Origin of the sequence: Serratia microhaemolytica (assembly GCF_004011885.1) — a bacterium.
Taxonomy (GTDB): Bacteria; Pseudomonadota; Gammaproteobacteria; order Enterobacterales; family Enterobacteriaceae; genus Serratia_G; species Serratia_G microhaemolytica.
The window spans coordinates 69155-87032 of sequence record NZ_SBEF01000003.1 but is presented as its reverse complement, the minus strand read 5'-3'; the positions used below and the strand labels follow the sequence as shown (position 1 = coordinate 87032).

At 49.6% G+C, this 17878-nt stretch carries 12 protein-coding genes and 4 tRNA genes; 15 read left to right on the top strand and 1 reads right to left on the bottom strand.

The genetic code is table 11. From position 1 onward, the window contains the following. Positions 1–466 precede the first annotated feature (466 nt). The 8 genes from adhE to EOJ37_RS03195 all read left to right on the top strand — a co-directional run bounded on the left by adhE (position 467) and on the right by EOJ37_RS03195 (position 7722). Positions 467–3142, top strand: coding sequence for a bifunctional acetaldehyde-CoA/alcohol dehydrogenase (adhE, locus tag EOJ37_RS03230; protein WP_127957750.1), 2676 nt, complete (start codon positions 467–469; stop codon positions 3140–3142). A 522-nt stretch (positions 3143–3664) separates the two neighbouring features. Then, positions 3665–4465 carry a glucosamine-6-phosphate deaminase gene (gene nagB / locus EOJ37_RS03225; protein ID WP_127957748.1) on the top strand — a complete coding sequence of 267 codons (801 nt, stop codon included), beginning with the start codon at positions 3665–3667 and terminating at the stop codon, positions 4463–4465. Positions 4466–4481: 16 nt separating this feature from the next. Further along, entirely contained in the window at positions 4482–5624 is a 1143-nt protein-coding gene (gene nagA / locus EOJ37_RS03220; RefSeq protein WP_127957745.1) for an N-acetylglucosamine-6-phosphate deacetylase, read from the top strand. Between the two features lie 257 nt (positions 5625–5881). Beyond that, positions 5882–7102 carry a DNA-binding transcriptional regulator NagC gene (nagC, locus tag EOJ37_RS03215; protein WP_127957743.1) on the top strand — a complete coding sequence of 407 codons (1221 nt, stop codon included), beginning with the start codon at positions 5882–5884 and terminating at the stop codon, positions 7100–7102. A 204-nt stretch (positions 7103–7306) separates the two neighbouring features. Next, positions 7307–7383, top strand: a tRNA-Met gene (locus EOJ37_RS03210). Between the two features lie 8 nt (positions 7384–7391). Then, positions 7392–7476: transfer RNA gene (locus tag EOJ37_RS03205), tRNA-Leu, on the top strand. Between the two features lie 26 nt (positions 7477–7502). Beyond that, positions 7503–7577, top strand: a tRNA-Gln gene (locus EOJ37_RS03200). 70 nt (positions 7578–7647) lie between these two features. Beyond that, a tRNA-Gln gene (locus EOJ37_RS03195) sits at positions 7648–7722 on the top strand. A gap of 83 nt (positions 7723–7805) precedes the next feature. Here EOJ37_RS03195 and ubiF read toward each other — a convergent pair. Further along, on the bottom strand, positions 7806–8987 hold the full coding sequence (gene ubiF / locus EOJ37_RS03190) for a 3-demethoxyubiquinol 3-hydroxylase (RefSeq protein WP_127957741.1): 1182 nt from the start codon (positions 8985–8987) through the stop codon (positions 7806–7808). A gap of 313 nt (positions 8988–9300) precedes the next feature. Between ubiF and miaB the strand changes: the two genes are divergently transcribed. The 7 genes from miaB to leuS all read left to right on the top strand — a co-directional run bounded on the left by miaB (position 9301) and on the right by leuS (position 17876). Beyond that, on the top strand, positions 9301–10725 hold the full coding sequence (gene miaB, locus EOJ37_RS03185) for a tRNA (N6-isopentenyl adenosine(37)-C2)-methylthiotransferase MiaB (RefSeq protein WP_127957739.1): 1425 nt from the start codon (positions 9301–9303) through the stop codon (positions 10723–10725). A gap of 32 nt (positions 10726–10757) precedes the next feature. Continuing rightward, positions 10758–11093, top strand: coding sequence for a zinc ribbon domain-containing protein YjdM (locus tag EOJ37_RS03180; RefSeq protein ID WP_127957737.1), 336 nt, complete (start codon positions 10758–10760; stop codon positions 11091–11093). A gap of 32 nt (positions 11094–11125) precedes the next feature. Beyond that, positions 11126–12181 carry a PhoH family protein gene (locus tag EOJ37_RS03175; protein WP_127957735.1) on the top strand — a complete coding sequence of 352 codons (1056 nt, stop codon included), beginning with the start codon at positions 11126–11128 and terminating at the stop codon, positions 12179–12181. Beyond that, positions 12178–12651 carry an rRNA maturation RNase YbeY gene (gene ybeY / locus EOJ37_RS03170; RefSeq protein WP_127957733.1) on the top strand — a complete coding sequence of 158 codons (474 nt, stop codon included), beginning with the start codon at positions 12178–12180 and terminating at the stop codon, positions 12649–12651. The genes EOJ37_RS03175 and ybeY overlap by 4 nt, the downstream gene beginning before the upstream one ends. An 81-nt stretch (positions 12652–12732) precedes the next feature. Then, entirely contained in the window at positions 12733–13611 is an 879-nt protein-coding gene (gene corC, locus EOJ37_RS03165; RefSeq protein ID WP_127957731.1) for a CNNM family magnesium/cobalt transport protein CorC, read from the top strand. A gap of 6 nt (positions 13612–13617) precedes the next feature. Further along, on the top strand, positions 13618–15198 hold the full coding sequence (gene lnt, locus EOJ37_RS03160) for an apolipoprotein N-acyltransferase (protein WP_127957729.1): 1581 nt from the start codon (positions 13618–13620) through the stop codon (positions 15196–15198). A 95-nt stretch (positions 15199–15293) separates the two neighbouring features. Beyond that, positions 15294–17876 carry a leucine--tRNA ligase gene (gene leuS / locus EOJ37_RS03155; protein ID WP_127957727.1) on the top strand — a complete coding sequence of 861 codons (2583 nt, stop codon included), beginning with the start codon at positions 15294–15296 and terminating at the stop codon, positions 17874–17876. Positions 17877–17878 lie beyond the last annotated feature (2 nt).

Genomic DNA, 17878 nt, shown 5'->3' with positions numbered 1-17878 from the left:
GGTACTGAAATCGCTACTCTCTTCACAACAGTATGCAGCAATTTGTGCTAAGCAGACCGATTATGCCCTACCAATACGGCGCGGTTTAAACAAACCAAAGCGGATTTCAGCGAAAACTCAATGCACCAGCAACCACTGGCACGAACTGTTTATTGTTGCTAAACCTGTTAACACACCATGTGAACTGCATAGTTAACCGATGAGCGCATAGTAGCAACCACATGCTGGCGAGGATCGTTCTTTAAACAGAAAAACAACGAAAACATCATGATAGCTAGGAAATCTCTGTTGGCTGACTCATACTGATCAGCAACGGTGACGATGACAAAGCGCTTTGAGTCAATCAGTGATGTGAACAGATGAGATGAACTGTGACGTACAGTTTTACTCGGCTGCCGGATCGAAAACTGAATCGTTTAAGCCACTTATTGACTGAAAGAGTTTAATATTTATCAGGAGAGCATTAATGTCCGTAACAAATGTCGCTGAATTAAATGAGTTAGTCGCACGAGTCAAGAAAGCTCAACGTGAATACGCTAACTTTTCACAACAGCAAGTGGATAAAATTTTTCGTGCTGCCGCACTAGCCGCTGCCGATGCTCGTATCCCGCTAGCAAAAATGGCAGTTACAGAGTCTGGTATGGGCATTATTGAAGATAAAGTGATCAAGAACCACTTTGCTTCTGAATATATCTATAACGCCTATAAGGATGAAAAAACCTGCGGTATCCTGTCAGAAGATGACACCTTTGGCACCATCACCATCGCCGAACCAATCGGTTTGATCTGTGGTATCGTCCCTACCACTAACCCCACCTCTACCGCAATATTTAAGGCGTTGATCAGCCTAAAAACACGTAATGGCATCATCTTCTCCCCACACCCACGTGCCAAAAATGCCACTAATAAGGCAGCAGATATTGTGCTGCAAGCAGCGATTGCCGCTGGTGCACCGCAAGACATTATTGGCTGGATCGATCAACCATCGGTAGAGCTATCGAACCAGTTAATGCATCACCCGGATATCAATCTGATCCTGGCAACCGGTGGGCCTGGCATGGTGAAAGCCGCTTACAGCTCCGGTAAGCCAGCGATTGGGGTTGGTGCAGGTAATACTCCGGTCGTGATTGATGAGACAGCCGATATCAAACGCGCCGTTGCCTCAATTCTGATGTCAAAAACCTTTGATAGCGGTGTGATTTGTGCCTCTGAACAGTCGGTCATTGTTGTCGATAGCATTTATCAAGCAGTACGTGAACGCTTTGCCTCGCATGGCGGCTATCTGCTGCAAGGTAAAGAACTGAAAGCCGTTCAGGAGACCATTCTGAAGAATGGCGGGTTAAATGCAGCGATTGTCGGACAGTCTGCTGTGAAAATTGCCGAGATGGCAGGCATTACTGTTCCCGTCAGCACAAAAATTCTGATCGGTGAAGTGCAGGCAACAGACGAGTCCGAACCTTTTGCCCATGAAAAACTCTCGCCAACCTTAGCGATGTATCACGCCAAAGATTTTGAGGATGCGGTCAGCAAAGCGGAAAAACTGGTCACTATGGGCGGCATTGGCCACACTTCTTGCCTCTATATTGATCAAGACAACCAGCCACGCCGCATTGAGTACTTTGGTGACAAAATGAAAACCGCACGGATATTGATCAACACACCTGCTTCACAAGGTGGTATTGGTGATCTGTACAATTTCAAACTGGCTCCGTCACTCACACTGGGCTGTGGTTCGTGGGGCGGTAACTCGATCTCTGAAAACGTCGGCCCAAAACATTTAATCAACAAAAAAACCGTGGCGAAGCGAGCTGAAAACATGTTGTGGCACAAACTCCCGAAATCGATCTACTTCCGCCGTGGCTCACTGCCCATCGCACTGGAAGAAGTGGCTACTGATGGAGCGAAGCGTGCATTCATCGTTACCGACCATTATCTGTTCAACAGCGGATACGCCGATCAAGTGACTCGTGTGTTGAAATCACACGGTATTGAAACTGAAGTTTTCTTTGAGGTCGAAGCTGATCCCACGCTCAGTATTGTGCGCAAAGGTGCCGAACAAATGAACACCTTTAAGCCCGATGTGATCATTGCCTTGGGCGGTGGTTCACCGATGGATGCAGCCAAGATCATGTGGGTGCTTTATGAACACCCAGAAACACACTTTGAAGATCTGGCATTGCGCTTTATGGATATCCGTAAGCGTATCTACAAATTCCCGAAAATGGGTGTCAAAGCGAAGATGATTGCCATCACCACCACCTCTGGCACTGGCTCAGAAGTGACGCCATTCGCTGTGGTGACGGACGATGAAACTGGGCAAAAATACCCATTGGCAGACTATGCCCTCACCCCAGATATGGCAATTGTTGACGCCAATCTGGTGATGAATATGCCTAAATCACTGTGTGCATTTGGTGGACTTGATGCTGTCACCCACGCCTTAGAAGCCTATGTTTCGGTATTGGCCAATGAATACTCAGATGGCCAGGCACTGCAAGCATTGAAATTACTCAAAGAGAACCTGCCAGCCAGCTACAAAGAGGGGGCAAAAAATCCAGTGGCGCGCGAACGCGTACATAATGCTGCTACCATCGCCGGTATCGCATTTGCTAACGCCTTCCTCGGTGTCTGTCACTCAATGGCGCACAAATTAGGCTCTGAATTCCACATCCCACACGGCTTAGCCAATGCGATGCTGATCGCCAATGTGATCCGCTACAACGCCAACGACAACCCAACCAAACAGACTGCATTCAGTCAATATGACCGTCCGCAAGCACGCCGCCGCTACGGTGAAATTGCTGAGCATCTTGGGCTTACGGCCGTGGGTGATCGCACAGCACAGAAAATCGAGAAACTACTCAACTGGTTAGAAGAGTTGAAAGCGGAATTAGGTATTCCGGCCGCAATTCGCGATGCGGGTGTACAGGAAGCTGATTTTCTGGCAAAAGTGGACAAACTGTCGGAAGATGCCTTTGACGATCAATGCACCGGTGCCAATCCGCGCTACCCGCTGATCGCCGAGCTAAAACAGATCCTGCTAGACAGCTTCTATGGTCGTCAGTTTAGCGAAACTGTGGAAACCTCAATCGAAGAGAGCACGCCAGCAGCAGCCAAAACGGAGAAAAAAACCAAAAAGTGATTATTAACTATCAAAAGTAGCGCCATTCATTACTAAAACGCGGCGGCTAACATTTGAGGTTTTCCTCTACAGTCGCCAAGCAGATGCTTGATTGGCTAATGTCCCCCTCAGCGTGATCCTGTGAGGGGACAATACTATTTCACTGCATCACATGTTGGGGTACAGCACATTGTTTTCTGCTTGCCCCACACCACAATCGCTTATCATCCAGTTCTCATCACTGATCTCAAATCGCACAAAATCAGTAAAAAAAACCGCAATCGACGTGCATATTACCGACTGCATCAACAGACATGTGACGGTGTCGATTGCCAGCCAGGTGAGCAGCATGACTATTTTTTTCATAAAAATTAAAGCAAGCCAACAAGCCTGTTACTGCCCACTTTCGCTATCTTTTTGGTTAATTTAGTAGCAACCACAGACATCTTATTTTATAATGAAAAAAAAGAATATCGCACTCGACTTGGTTAACTCTGAAACACCCCCCCTGTTGTTACGAGATAAATAGCTACGAGGTAAATAATGAGACTTATCCCGCTACAGAACACCGAACAGGTTGGCAAATGGGCAGCTCGCCACATTGTTAACACAATTAATAAGTTCAACCCCACAGCACAGCGCCCATTTGTACTTGGTCTACCAACCGGAGGCACGCCGCTGGAAGCCTATCGACACTTGATTGCAATGCATCAAGCAGGTGAGGTGAGTTTTAAGCATGTTGTCACCTTTAACATGGACGAATATGTTGGTCTCCCCCAGCAACACCCAGAAAGTTATCATTCGTTTATGTACCGCAATCTTTTTGATCATATCGATATTCCCTCTGAAAACATAAACATATTAAACGGCAACGCCGAAGATGTAGATGCAGAGTGCCAGCGCTACGAGGCCAAAATCCAATCTTATGGTAAAGTTCACCTTTTTATGGGGGGAGTCGGTACCGATGGACACATTGCCTTCAATGAGCCTGCTTCATCCTTGGCATCACGGACGCGTATTAAAACACTGACTGAAGAAACGCGTGTTGCCAATTCTCGTTTCTTTGGTGGCGAGCTCAGTCTTGTTCCCAAATATGCGTTAACCGTAGGTGTCGGTACCCTACTTGAAGCCGAAGAAGTGATGATCTTGGTGACCGGCCGTGCCAAAGCACTTGCGTTACAGGCCGCAGTAGAGGGAAGTATCAACCACCTTTGGACCGTTAGCTGCCTGCAACTACACGCTAAATCGGTGATTGTTTGTGATGAACCGTCCACAATGGAACTGAAGGTAAAAACGGTGAAATATTTCCGTGAGTTAGAAGCGGAAAGTGTCAATAATCTCTAACTTTGCAAGAGGCAGCATGTTTGCGTTAACCGAATGTCTGATCTTTACCGGCCACGATGTGCTAGAAAACCATGCTGTCGTGATCGCTGATGGTTTAATTGAACGGATCTGCCCAACAGCAGATTTACCACCAGGCATCGAGCTTCATGCGTTGAACGGCGCTATGCTGGCTCCAGGTTTTATCGATCTGCAACTCAACGGCTGTGGCGGTGTGCAGTTTAATGACTCACTCGCAGACATCTCAGAAAATACGCTGGAGATAATGCAGCATACCAATCAGCAATCTGGCTGTACCAGTTACTTGCCAACACTGATCACCAGTGATGATCAGATGATGCAGCACGCCATCAACGTCATGCGCAGCTATCTGCAAAAACATGCCAACCAAGCATTGGGACTACACCTAGAAGGCCCCTATCTGAGCTTGGAAAAAAAAGGCACCCACAACCCAGCATTGATCCGCGCTGCTGATGAACAGATGATCGACTACCTGTGCGCAAATGCCGATGTGATCCGCAAAGTGACATTAGCGCCTGAACAAGTGAGCGTTGAGCAGATAAAAAAACTGGTCACCGCCGGCATTACTGTCTCAGCCGGGCACTCCAACGCAACCTATCAACAAGCGCGACTCGGTTTCAGTGCCGGGATCAGTTTTGCGACCCACCTCTACAACGCAATGCCGGTTATCACAGGCCGTGAGCCTGGCTTAGTCGGCGCGATTTTTGATACCCCAGAAGTTTACAGCGGCATCATTGCCGATGGATATCATGTCGCTTGGGCAAACATTCGTAATGCCAAAAGAATCAAGGGCGATAAGCTGGTATTGGTTACTGATGCAACAGCGGCAGCCGGGGCTGAGATTGAGCAGTTTATTTTTGCTGGCAAAACCATATACTGCCGTAACGGTGTCTGTGTTGATGCCAATGGCACCTTAAGCGGTTCCGCACTGACAATGCTGCAAGCAGTGAGTAACTGTGTCCAATATGCAGGTATTGCACTGGATGAAGCGTTGCGTATGGCTAGCCTCTACCCAGCAAGAGCAATCGGTGTCGACCGTCAGTTAGGGAGCATCGAAGTGGGAAAAGTGGCAAACTTGGTTGCTTTTAGTCGTAATTTCAAACTCGTAGCAACTCTAGTGAATGGTCAGCATCCAGTATAATGGGCTTGTTAACCATTTATTTAACATCATCAAGGTAATCAGTTATAAAGAAAAGGACCCTTTAAGCTGCCGCACTGCTTCAGTTCAACCCTCAGTTGCTTTCGAGGCAACAAACTGAAACAGTCGCCAATGTGTAGAACAGCCAACACCGACTGATAACCTGCTGGAATGGGCGCTAAGTCAAGTTGGTTACTTCGAACCGGTTTGTGCAATAACAAACCGATTTCATCCACCATTAATAGCGAGTAGACCTACTGATGAGTACCGAAGGACAAGGACAAATAGGGAATGTTGATTTAGTTAAGCAACTCAATGGCGCAATTGTTTACCGCCTAATCGATCAACAAGGCCCAATCTCTCGTGTGCAAATTGCTGAAATCAGCCAACTGGCTCCAGCAAGCATCACCAAAATTACCCGCCAACTGCTCGAACGGCGTTTGATCAAAGAAGTTGCTCAGCAAGCTTCTACCGGTGGGCGTCGCGCCACCTCAATTGTCTGTGAAACCCGGCACCTGCATAGCGTTGCAGTGCGTCTTGGGCGCCATAGTGTCACCATCGCGCTGTATAACCTGAAAGGCAAATTACTGGCCGAAGAACGCTATCCACTGACAGAAGAGACTCAAGAAGAGTTAGAGCCGCTGCTGTTCAACCTGATCGAGCAGTTTATCAACCAACAGCAGAGTAAACTGCGTGAGTTGATTGCGATTGCGATTGCCTTGCCTGGCCTGGTTGATGCCAATTTGGGTATTGTACGCTACATGCCGCATATCCGCGTCCATAACTGGCCACTGGTTGAACGACTACAACAACGTTTTCGCGTCTGCTGCTTTGTTGGCCATGATATCCGCAGCCTCGCATTGGCTGAACACTACTTGGGTGCCACACGCGATTGTGATGACTCACTGTTGGTCAGTCTACATCGAGGTACTGGCGCTGGCATCATCATCAACCGACAAATTTTCCTCGGTAGCCGGGGAAATGCCGGAGAGATCGGCCATCTTCAAATTGATCCGTTAGGGCAACGTTGTCACTGTGGTAACTTTGGCTGTCTGGAAACAGTGGCAGCTAATAGCGCAATTGAGCAACGGGTACGCCATCTACTCAGTGAAGGGTATCCGAGTAAACTACAGCCTGATGAGTGCAATATCGCAGCAATCTGCCGCGCGGCGAAAAGAGGCGATGCATTAGCGAGCCAGGTGATTGAACAGGTGGGTCGAGATTTAGGAAAAGCGATTGCGATCGCCATTAACCTGTTTAACCCGCAGAAAGTCGTCATCACCGGTGAAATTACACAGGCCCATAAAGTGCTGTTCCCAGCACTGCAAAACTGCATTGATAACCAGGCACTGAGCGACTTTCGCCAGGGGCTCTCTGTGGTAGCTTCCCAACTGGATCACCTTTCTGCCATTGGCGCTTTCGCACTGGTGAAACAAGCTATGCTGAACGGCATCTTACTGCAAAAACTGCTAGAAGATTAAACCGTAACGCGTTGAGGCATCACCTTAACCACCCAGGGTGATGCCTGCTTAGCACCAGCAATAACTTGATGATTTTATAAGCTCACTGTTCACAAGCCGAGCAAACAGCACATCAAGTTGTCGCAGTAGCGAAAAAACCTGTTGACGCAATAACGACAGATCAGCATAATGCGCCCCGCAGCCCGATGATGGTTGCAAAACGGAGGCTACGTAGCTCAGTTGGTTAGAGCACATCACTCATAATGATGGGGTCACAGGTTCGAATCCCGTCGTAGCCACCACACTCTTAGCGGGAGTGGCGAAATTGGTAGACGCACTAGATTTAGGTTCTAGCGCCGCAAGGTGTGCGAGTTCAAGTCTCGCCTCCCGCACCACTTAGATTGATTGTTGTTACAACAGTTGGGGTATCGCCAAGCGGTAAGGCACCGGTTTTTGATACCGGCATTCCCTGGTTCGAATCCAGGTACCCCAGCCATCGCTCAAAGCGAGCCATGGTTTCAAGTGGCTAAAGAGACAGAAAAAATCACACTCAAAGAACTCAGACTTGGGGTATCGCCAAGCGGTAAGGCACCGGTTTTTGATACCGGCATTCCCTGGTTCGAATCCAGGTACCCCAGCCAATATTCAGTTGAAAGCCCGTTTTACGGGCTTTTTGCTTTTATCCGCCATAACCCTTGCGCTCTCAGGTTACTCTCCAGCCGATTTATAATCCCAGCGCATACTTCAACACCCACTGTTTCAGCTTGCCAGAACGTTGCGCTGCCATTAATGCCACATTACGTGCAATGCTCAATGGCGGCAAACGGTTACTAAAAGCGTTATAAAATAAGTCCATACCTGTTTGCATCAACAGATTATCCCACCGGCGCTGCTGCTGATAGGCCAGCAATACCGCCTCTGAACTCCAATCTTCACCCTGCTGCCGTGCCTTGCTCACCACCGTAAGCAACGCCTGTACATCACGGTAGCCGAGATTCACTCCCTGCCCGGCTAGCGGATTGATAGTATGAGCTGCATCACCCAGCAGCACCGCGCCAGCAGCGACATAGCGCTGCGCATGACGCCGCACCAGTGTGAACGCTGAACTGGCATGGACTTTCACTGGTGGTAGCCGTGCAGGAAAGGCTGCGCTAATTTCGCTGCTCAGTTGCTGTGGCGACAGTGCCTGTAATTGACGGATTCGTTGTGGGCTGTCATACCAAGCCAGCGATGCCCACTGTTGGTGCAACGGTAAAAATGCACGTGGGCCTGAGGGATAAAATTGCTGCCAGGTAACATCTTGTTGTGTCGCATCACACTCTACCGTAGCCAGCAGACAAGCATGACGATACTGCCAACCGCTAACGCCAATGCCCAGCAGTTTACGCACCTGTGACTCGGCACCATCAGCCGCTACCACCAGACGAGTGGTGATAGTTTCGCTTGATTCCAAGCTTAATTGCCACAGATCACCATTACGTTGCATAGTCCGCAAACGTGCCGGCGCGTAACAGCGTACATTGGCATCATCCGTTAACCGCTGCCATAGCGCCAACTGCAATATGCGGTTCTCGACCATAAAACCAAGCTCAGGCAAACCGAGCAAATCGGCATCAAATGTGACTCGTGCCGTATCCCACTCCCAAGTTTCCAAGCGGCGGTAAGGGACAACACGCATCTGCTCGACCGCAGACCAAACCCCCAACTGACGTAGCAAGTTAACTGAGCTGCAACCTATCGCCGAAACACGTACATCAGGTGGACTCTGGGTATCAAAGCTGCTCGGTAGTTGCTGCTCCAACAACGCAACAGAAAACCCAGCTTGTGCCAAGCCTAAAGCAGCGGCGGCACCAACCATGCCGCCTCCCACCAACACGGCATCAAAATATTGTTCAGAAATCGTCATATTATCTATCGTTCGCTGGTTGATTGACGCTCAGCATCCGTCCGGCTATCTCGCCCCCTGACAGCAACAAACGCGACACCCTTCGCCAGCGTTAACCGCACTGAGTCACCTCGATCACAACACTGCCCCGCTATGGTGCAGCAATGCGACTTATCTCTATGATAAAAAATCTACGCCATCTTAACGCGTCTTGCCTGTAGTTGCAGCCAGCGATATTGCACTTTACTGGTCACACTGCTGGCAAATGGTTACAATGACTCCCCTGCATGGCGCATAACGCGATTTTCTCTCTGCACTGAGTAATGGCAAGTCAATGACAAAAAAACTGCATATCAAAACCTGGGGCTGCCAGATGAATGAGTACGACTCATCAAAAATGGTAGATTTACTGGGAGCCACACAAGGCTATGAATGGACCGAACACGCTGAAGAAGCTGACGTTTTGCTGTTAAACACCTGTTCTATTCGCGAAAAAGCGCAAGAGAAGGTGTTCGATATGTTAGGCCGCTGGCGACAGTTGAAGCAGAAAAATCCACAACTGATCATCGGTGTTGGTGGCTGTGTTGCCTCACAGGAAGGTGAACATATTCGCCGCCGGGCCTCCTGCGTTGACATCATCTTTGGCCCGCAGACACTGCACCGTTTGCCTGAGATGATTGATCATGTCTTGCGGACTCGCAGTCCGATTGTTGATATCAGCTTCCCTGAAATTGAAAAATTTGACCGTCTGCCTGAACCCCATGCCAACGGCCCAACCGCCTTTGTCTCAATAATGGAAGGCTGTAACAAATATTGCTCATTTTGTGTAGTACCTTACACCCGTGGTGGCGAAGTCAGTCGCCCTTGCGACGATGTGTTGTTTGAAATTGCCCAGTTGGCCGCTCAAGGGGTACGTGAAGTCAACCTACTGGGGCAGAATGTTAATGCCTACCGAGGCGCAACACATGATGGTGAGATCTGCTCGTTCGCTGAACTGTTGCGTCTAGTGGCGGCGATTGATGGTATTGATCGTATTCGTTTCACCACCAGCCATCCGATTGAGTTCACTGATGACATCATCGCCGTGTATGAAGATACGCCCGAATTGGTCAGTTTCCTGCATTTACCGGTACAAAGTGGTTCAGATCGTATTTTGACCATGATGAAACGTGCGCATACCACGCTGGAATATAAATCGATCATTCGTAAGTTGCGTAACGCACGCCCCAACATACAGTTTAGCTCTGATTTTATCGTTGGTTTTCCTGGTGAAACACAAGCAGACTTTGAACAGACCATGGATCTGATTGCACAAGTCAACTTCGACACCAGCTACAGTTTTATCTACTCACCACGCCCTGGCACACCCGCAGCTGATATGGTTGACGATGTCAGTGAAGAGGAGAAAAAACAGCGCCTCTACATTCTGCAAGATCGGTTGAAACAGCAGGCAATGCAATTTAGCCGTCGCCTATTAGGCAGTGTGCAACGCATTCTGGTAGAAGGGGTTTCACGTAAAAATGTGATGCAACTATCAGGACGTACTGAGTGCAACCGCATTGTCAATTTCGACGGCAGCCCTGAGTTGATCGGACAATTTGTTGATGTTGAGATCACACTGGCAAATACCAACTCCTTACAAGGCAAACTGGTACGTACTGAGCAGCAAATGGAACTGCGCAGCCATGAATCACCCCAATCGGTGATGGCGCGTACCCGCAAAGAAGATGAACTGGGTGTTGGTGTATACCAACCGTAACCGATGATATTCACAGGCGAGTTAACAAATTTATGTCACTACCACCCTGCCCCCAATGTCATAGCGAGTACACCTACCAGGATAACTCGCTGTTCATCTGCCCTGAGTGTGCTTATGAATGGAGTGACAGTGCAACAGTTGCCGATGATGACACTATTACGGTAAAAGATGCTAACGGTAACCTGTTAGCTGACGGTGATAGTGTGACTATCATTAAAGATCTCAAGGTGAAAGGTAGTTCATCGATGCTGAAGATCGGCACCAAGGTAAAAAACATTCGCCTGGTTGCCGGTGATCACAATATTGACTGTAAAATCGATGGCTTCGGGCCAATGAAGCTGAAATCAGAATTTGTCAAGAAAAGCTAAGCCAATCACTTAATCAGCTTAACGAGGATAATTTGAACGTCGCAACACAAGAAATTCTATTGGAGCCGGCAGATAACCAACGCTTGTTGAGCTTGTGCGGCCCATTTGATGACAATATCAAACAGCTCGAACGCCGCCTGGGGATTGAGATTAACCGCAGGGACAACCGTTTTAAACTGGTCGGAAAACCACTGTGTGTCAACGCCGCCGCCGAGATTTTACGCCGCCTATATGTCGACACCGCGCCATTGCGTGGTGTGATTAGCGATATCGATCCTGAGCAGATCCATTTAGCGATCAAAGAGAGCCAGGTACTGGAACAGATCGCCGACAGCGTACCGGAATATGGTAAAGCGGTAACCATCAAAACCAAGCGCGGAATGGTAAAACCGCGCACTCCCAACCAAGCGCAGTACATCGCCAATATTTTTGCCCACGACATCACATTTGGTATCGGCCCGGCAGGAACCGGAAAAACCTATCTGGCCGTAGCAGCCGCCGTCGATGCACTGGAGCGTCAGGAGATCCGTCGGATCCTACTGACACGCCCTGCGGTAGAAGCGGGAGAGAAACTCGGTTTTTTGCCAGGCGATCTCAGTCAAAAAGTTGATCCCTATCTGCGCCCGTTGTATGACGCACTGTTTGAAATGTTGGGCTTTGAGCGAGTCGAAAAACTGATCGAACGCAATGTAATTGAAGTGGCACCACTCGCCTATATGCGTGGCCGTACTCTGAATGATGCCTTTATCATCCTTGATGAAAGCCAGAACACCACCATCGAACAGATGAAGATGTTTTTAACCCGGATTGGTTTCAACTCCAAAGCGGTGATCACCGGTGATGTGACGCAAATCGACCTGCCACGCAACCAGAAATCAGGACTACGCCATGCCATCGAGGTGTTATCTGAAGTAGCACCGATCAGCTTTAACTTTTTTCACAGTGAAGATGTGGTGAGACATCCGGTTGTGGCGCAAGTTGTCATCGCCTATGAAGCCTGGGAACGTGCCGAACAGAAACGCAAAGAAGCCCTGGCTGAACAGCGCAAACGTGATGCTGCATCGGGCGAACAACCGGAGGTGTCATGAGTGCTGTCATTCTCGATTTGCAACTTGCCTGCCATAACCGCGACGGATTACCCAGTGAAGCCTGCTTTCAGCGTTGGCTCACCCACCTGCTGCCTCAGTTTGTCGATGAAGCCGAAGTGACGATTCGGCTGGTCGATACCGAAGAGAGCCAACAGCTTAACTTCACCTATCGTGGTAAAAACTCACCGACTAACGTACTGTCATTTCCGTTTGAAGCGCCAGCAGGCATTGAGTTACCGCTACTGGGTGATCTGGTGATCTGCCGCCAGGTTGTTGAACAGGAAGCAAACGAGCAGCAGAAAAGTATCGAAGCGCACTGGGCACATATGGTTGTTCATGGCAGCCTTCATCTGTTAGGCTATGATCACATTGAAGATCATCAAGCTGAAGAGATGGAGTCTCTGGAGACGGAGATCATGCTGCAATTGGGCTACCCCGATCCCTATCTGGCGGAAAAACAGCCAGACTGAAAAAACGGCAGCAGTCACCGTCCATCTCCTGACTGGCAAGATGAAACAGATTAACTAACATGAGGATATTCACTAAAACGCATGAGCGACGATCACTCACCCAGCAATGATAGCCCCAGTCCCAAAAAGGGCTTTTTTACTCTACTGCTTAACCAGTTGTTCCACGGTGAACCGAAAAACCGCGATGAACTGGTTGAAATGATCCGTGATTCGGAACAGAAAGATCTGATCGACCCTGAAACACGCGAAATGCTGGAGGGGGTGATGGACATCAGTAAACTACGGGTTCGGGATATCATGATCCCACGCTCACAAATGGTCACCGTCAAGCGCAACCAGACACTGGAAGAGTGCCTGGATGTGATCATCGAATCCGCCCACTCACGTTTTCCAGTGATCAACGAAGATAAAGATCACATTGAAGGACAACTACTGGCAAAGGATCTATTGCCGTTTATGCGTGCCAACTCTAGCCCATTTAGCATCGAAAAAGTGTTACGTGCTGCGGTGATCGTGCCGGAAAGCAAACGCGTCGACCGAATGCTGAAGGAGTTTCGTTCACAACGCTACCACATGGCTATCGTTGTTGATGAGTTCGGCGGCGTTTCTGGTTTAGTCACCATTGAAGATATTCTGGAGCTGATTGTCGGCGAAATCGAAGATGAATATGATGACGAAGAAGATCAACAGATCCGCCAGTTGAGCCGCCACATGTTCGCAGTACGTGCCCTCACCCCAATAGAAGATTTCAACGAAACTTTCGACACCGACTTCAGTAACGATGAAGTCGATACCGTCGCCGGACTGGTGATGCAAGCATTTGGCCACCTACCTGCACGCGGTGAATCGATTGAGATTGAAGGTTATCTGTTTAAAGTGGTGATGGCCGATAGCCGACGTATTCTACAACTGCATGTCAAAATTCCAGATGATTCGCCACTCGCCAAACTGACAGAATAAATCATCATGCCGACTCCACTACTCAAACGCCAATCACTGCGCGTCCTACTGGCGCTGGTTACCGGTGCCACTGGCACCTTGGCCTTTTCGCCTTACGATATCTGGCCAGCCGCACTGATCTCACTGATCGGGCTACTGGCAGTGACGCTCGACCGCACTACCAAGCAGGCTGCCGCGCTCGGTTTTTGCTGGGGATTTGGGCTGTTTGGCAGTGGAGTCAACTGGGTTTATGTCAGCATCGCCGACTTTGGCGGAATGCCATTTGCGGTCAACCTGCTACTGGTGCTGCTGCTCGCCGCCTACTTAGCGCTCTACAGTGGCCTGTTTGCCGCATTACTGAACTATTTTTGGCCGAAAACCAGCATCTGGCGCTTAGCGGTTGCTGCTCCAGCACTGTGGCAACTTACCGAATTCCTGCGTGGCTGGGTACTAACCGGTTTTCCTTGGCTACAATTTGGCTACAGCCAGATCGATGGCCCGTTGAAGGGTATCGCTCCGGTGTTGGGGGTAGAAGCCGTCACCTTCTTACTGTTGATACTGAGTGGGTTACTACTGTCTGCCATCCACCAGCGACGCTTGCTACCGGCGGCAATTGCACTGACAATGTTATTGCTCTCCTGGCCATTGAGCCAATGGCGGTGGTTTACCCCACAACCGACCGAAGCAGTCAGTATCGCACTGGTTCAGGGCAATATTGAACAATCGCTGAAATGGCAACCGGAAGCACTGCAAGAGACGTTGCACGTTTACCGCGATAAAACGCTACCACTACTGGGCAGAGCCTCAATCATTATTTGGCCTGAATCGGCGATCCCTGATTTTGAGTATCACCAGCAAGATTTCCTCGCTGAACTGGATCGACAGTTACGCGCTAACCGCTCGCGACTGATCACTGGTATTGTTGACACCCGGCTCAATCAGCAACAGCAACTTGATTTTTTCAATTCGATCATTGTATTAGGGAAAAATCCAGCCTACAGCTACCCAGCGAGAACACGTTACCATAAGCACCATTTGGTGCCATTCGGTGAGTTTGTACCGTTGGAAAGCCTATTACGTCCATTAGCCCCTTTCTTCGACTTGCCGATGTCCTCTTTTAGCCGTGGTGACTATCGCCAACCCCAATTGAGCGTATCGGGTTATTTCTTTACCCCAACCATTTGCTATGAAATTGTGTTGGGTCAGCAAGTGCGTGCTAATTTTCGGCCTGAGACCGATTTTTTACTCACCATCTCCAATGATGCCTGGTTCGGCCACTCAATTGGTCCGTGGCAACATTTCCAGATGGCGCGAATGCGAGCCTTAGAGCTAGGTCGCCCACTGTTACGGGCCACCAATAATGGCATCACTGCGGTAGTAAATGCGGATGGCGAAGTGCTGGCTACCCTGCCACAGTTCACGCGTGGCGTACTGGAACTGAATGTCACCCCCAGTAGCGGTATCACTCCTTATGCCCGATTTGGCGCAACTCCACTGTGGATCATCACTCTGCTATCACTGTTAGCCGCCTGGTTCGCCAGCCGACGCCAACCGGCTAACAGTGATGACAACGAACCAATAAATATGAGCAGCAACGCAACGCGCTAGGTGTTGTTGCTGCCAGCGCTTATCGGCTATGCTATGCCGATTATCAATGCTACCGATGATGTAGCCGTTTTATACCAACAGGATCAGCGGACGCCATGCAAGAGCAATACAGCCCCGAAGAGATAGAATCGACCGTACAGCTTCACTGGCAACAGAAGCAGACTTTCAAAGTCACTGAAGATGCCAGTAAAGAGAAATATTACTGTCTATCCATGTTGCCATACCCTTCAGGCCGTCTGCATATGGGGCATGTGCGTAACTACACCATAGGCGATGTGATCTCACGCTACCAACGGATGCAAGGTAAAAACGTGTTGCAACCGATCGGTTGGGATGCCTTTGGTCTACCTGCTGAAGGTGCCGCAGTAAAAAACAACACGGCTCCGGCACCTTGGACCTATGACAATATCGAATATATGAAAAACCAGCTCAAACTGCTGGGATTCGGCTACGATTGGGATCGTGAAATTGCCACCTGCAAACCAGACTATTATCGCTGGGAACAGTGGTTCTTCACTAAACTGTACCAAAAAGGTCTGGTCTACAAGAAAACATCCGCTGTTAACTGGTGCCCGCACGATCAAACGGTATTAGCAAATGAGCAGGTGATTGAAGGCTGCTGCTGGCGCTGTGACACCCAGGTGGAACGCAAAGAAATCCCGCAATGGTTTATCAAAATCACTGCTTATGCCGATCAGTTACTGAATGATCTCGATACGCTAGAGAGCTGGCCTGAGCAGGTGAAAACCATGCAGCGCAACTGGATTGGCCGTTCCGAAGGGGTAGAGATCACCTTTCAGGTAGTCGGTAGTGAACAGAAACTGACTGTCTACACCACCCGTCCGGATACCTTCATGGGAGCAACTTACGTTGCTGTCGCTTCTGCTCATCCGTTAGCACAGCTTGCTGCACAAAATAATCCTGAGTTGAGCGCCTTTATCGAAGAGTGCCGCAATACCAAAGTCGCAGAAGCTGAAATGGCGACGATGGAGAAGAAAGGGATGGCCACTGGGCTGTTTGTCATCCATCCGCTCACCGGTGAACAACTGCCAATCTGGGCAGCCAATTTCGTGCTGATGGAGTACGGTACTGGTGCGGTAATGGCGGTACCCGCACATGATCAACGCGACTGGGAATTTGCCAGTAAATATGCGCTGCCGATCAAACCGGTGATCCTCAACCTGGATGGCAGCCAACCTGATATCAGCGCCGCCGCCATGACTGAAAAAGGTGCACTGTTCAACTCAGCTGAGTTTGATGGTCTAGCACATCAAGCCGCCTTTGACGCCATTGCCGATAAGTTGGTAGCGCTCGGTGCGGGTCAACGCAAAGTCAACTATCGCCTGCGTGACTGGGGTGTTTCGCGCCAACGTTACTGGGGTGCACCGATCCCGATGATCACCTTGGAGGATGGCACCGTGGTACCAACACCGGAAGATCAGTTACCGGTGATCCTGCCCGAGGATGTGGTGATGGATGGCATCAACAGCCCGATTAAGGCTGATCCTGAGTGGGCAAAAACGCATTTCAACGGTCAACCCGCACTGCGTGAAACTGACACCTTCGATACCTTCATGGAGTCTTCTTGGTATTACGCACGCTACACCTGCCCACAATACCATCAGGGAATGCTCGATCCTGCTGCGGCTAACTACTGGCTACCGGTAGATCAATATGTTGGCGGCATTGAACATGCCATCATGCACCTGATGTATTTCCGCTTCTTCCACAAGCTGATGCGCGATGCCGGTCTGGTCAACTCAGATGAACCAGCCAAACGCCTACTCTGTCAAGGGATGGTGCTGGCCGATGCCTTCTACTACATCGGTAGCAATGGCGAACGTGTTTGGGTATCTCCGGTTGATGTCAGTGTCGAACGCGATGAGAAAGGGCGGATCGTCAAAGCCACCGATCAGAGCGGACGTGAACTGATTTATGCCGGCATGAGCAAAATGTCGAAGTCAAAAAACAACGGTATCGATCCACAGGTGATGGTTGAGCGCTACGGTGCAGATACCGTGCGTCTGTTTATGATGTTTGCCTCACCGGCAGAGATGACGCTCGAATGGCAAGAGTCTGGCGTTGAAGGGGCGAATCGCTTCCTGAAGCGCTTATGGAAACTGGCTTACGAACATCTGCAAAAAGGCAGTACAGAACCGCTGTTAGTCGCTGAACTCAATGAAGAACAGACCGCGCTGCGTCGTGATCTACATAAAACCATTGCCAAAGTCAGTGATGATATCGGCCGTCGCCAGACCTTCAACACCGCAATCGCTGCAGTGATGGAGCTAATGAATAAACTGCTGCGAGCACCGCAACAGAGCGCACAAGATCGCGCCCTAATGCAGGAGGCTCTGCTGGCGATTGTGCGTCTGCTCTATCCGTTTACTCCACATATCTGCTTTAGCTTATGGCAGGCGTTGGGTGGTGAAGGAGAAATCGACACCGCAGCATGGCCGCAGGCAGAAGAAGCTGCGATGGTAGAGAATTCTCTGCTGGTCGTGGTGCAAGTGAATGGCAAAGTACGCGCTAAAATCACCGTGCCTGCAGATGCCAACGAACAGCAAGTACGTCAGCGTGCCGAACAGGAGCATCTGGTTGCTAAATACCTCAACGGCGTGACTGTGCGTAAAGTGATCTACGTACCAGGTAAATTACTCAATCTGGTAGTAGGCTAACT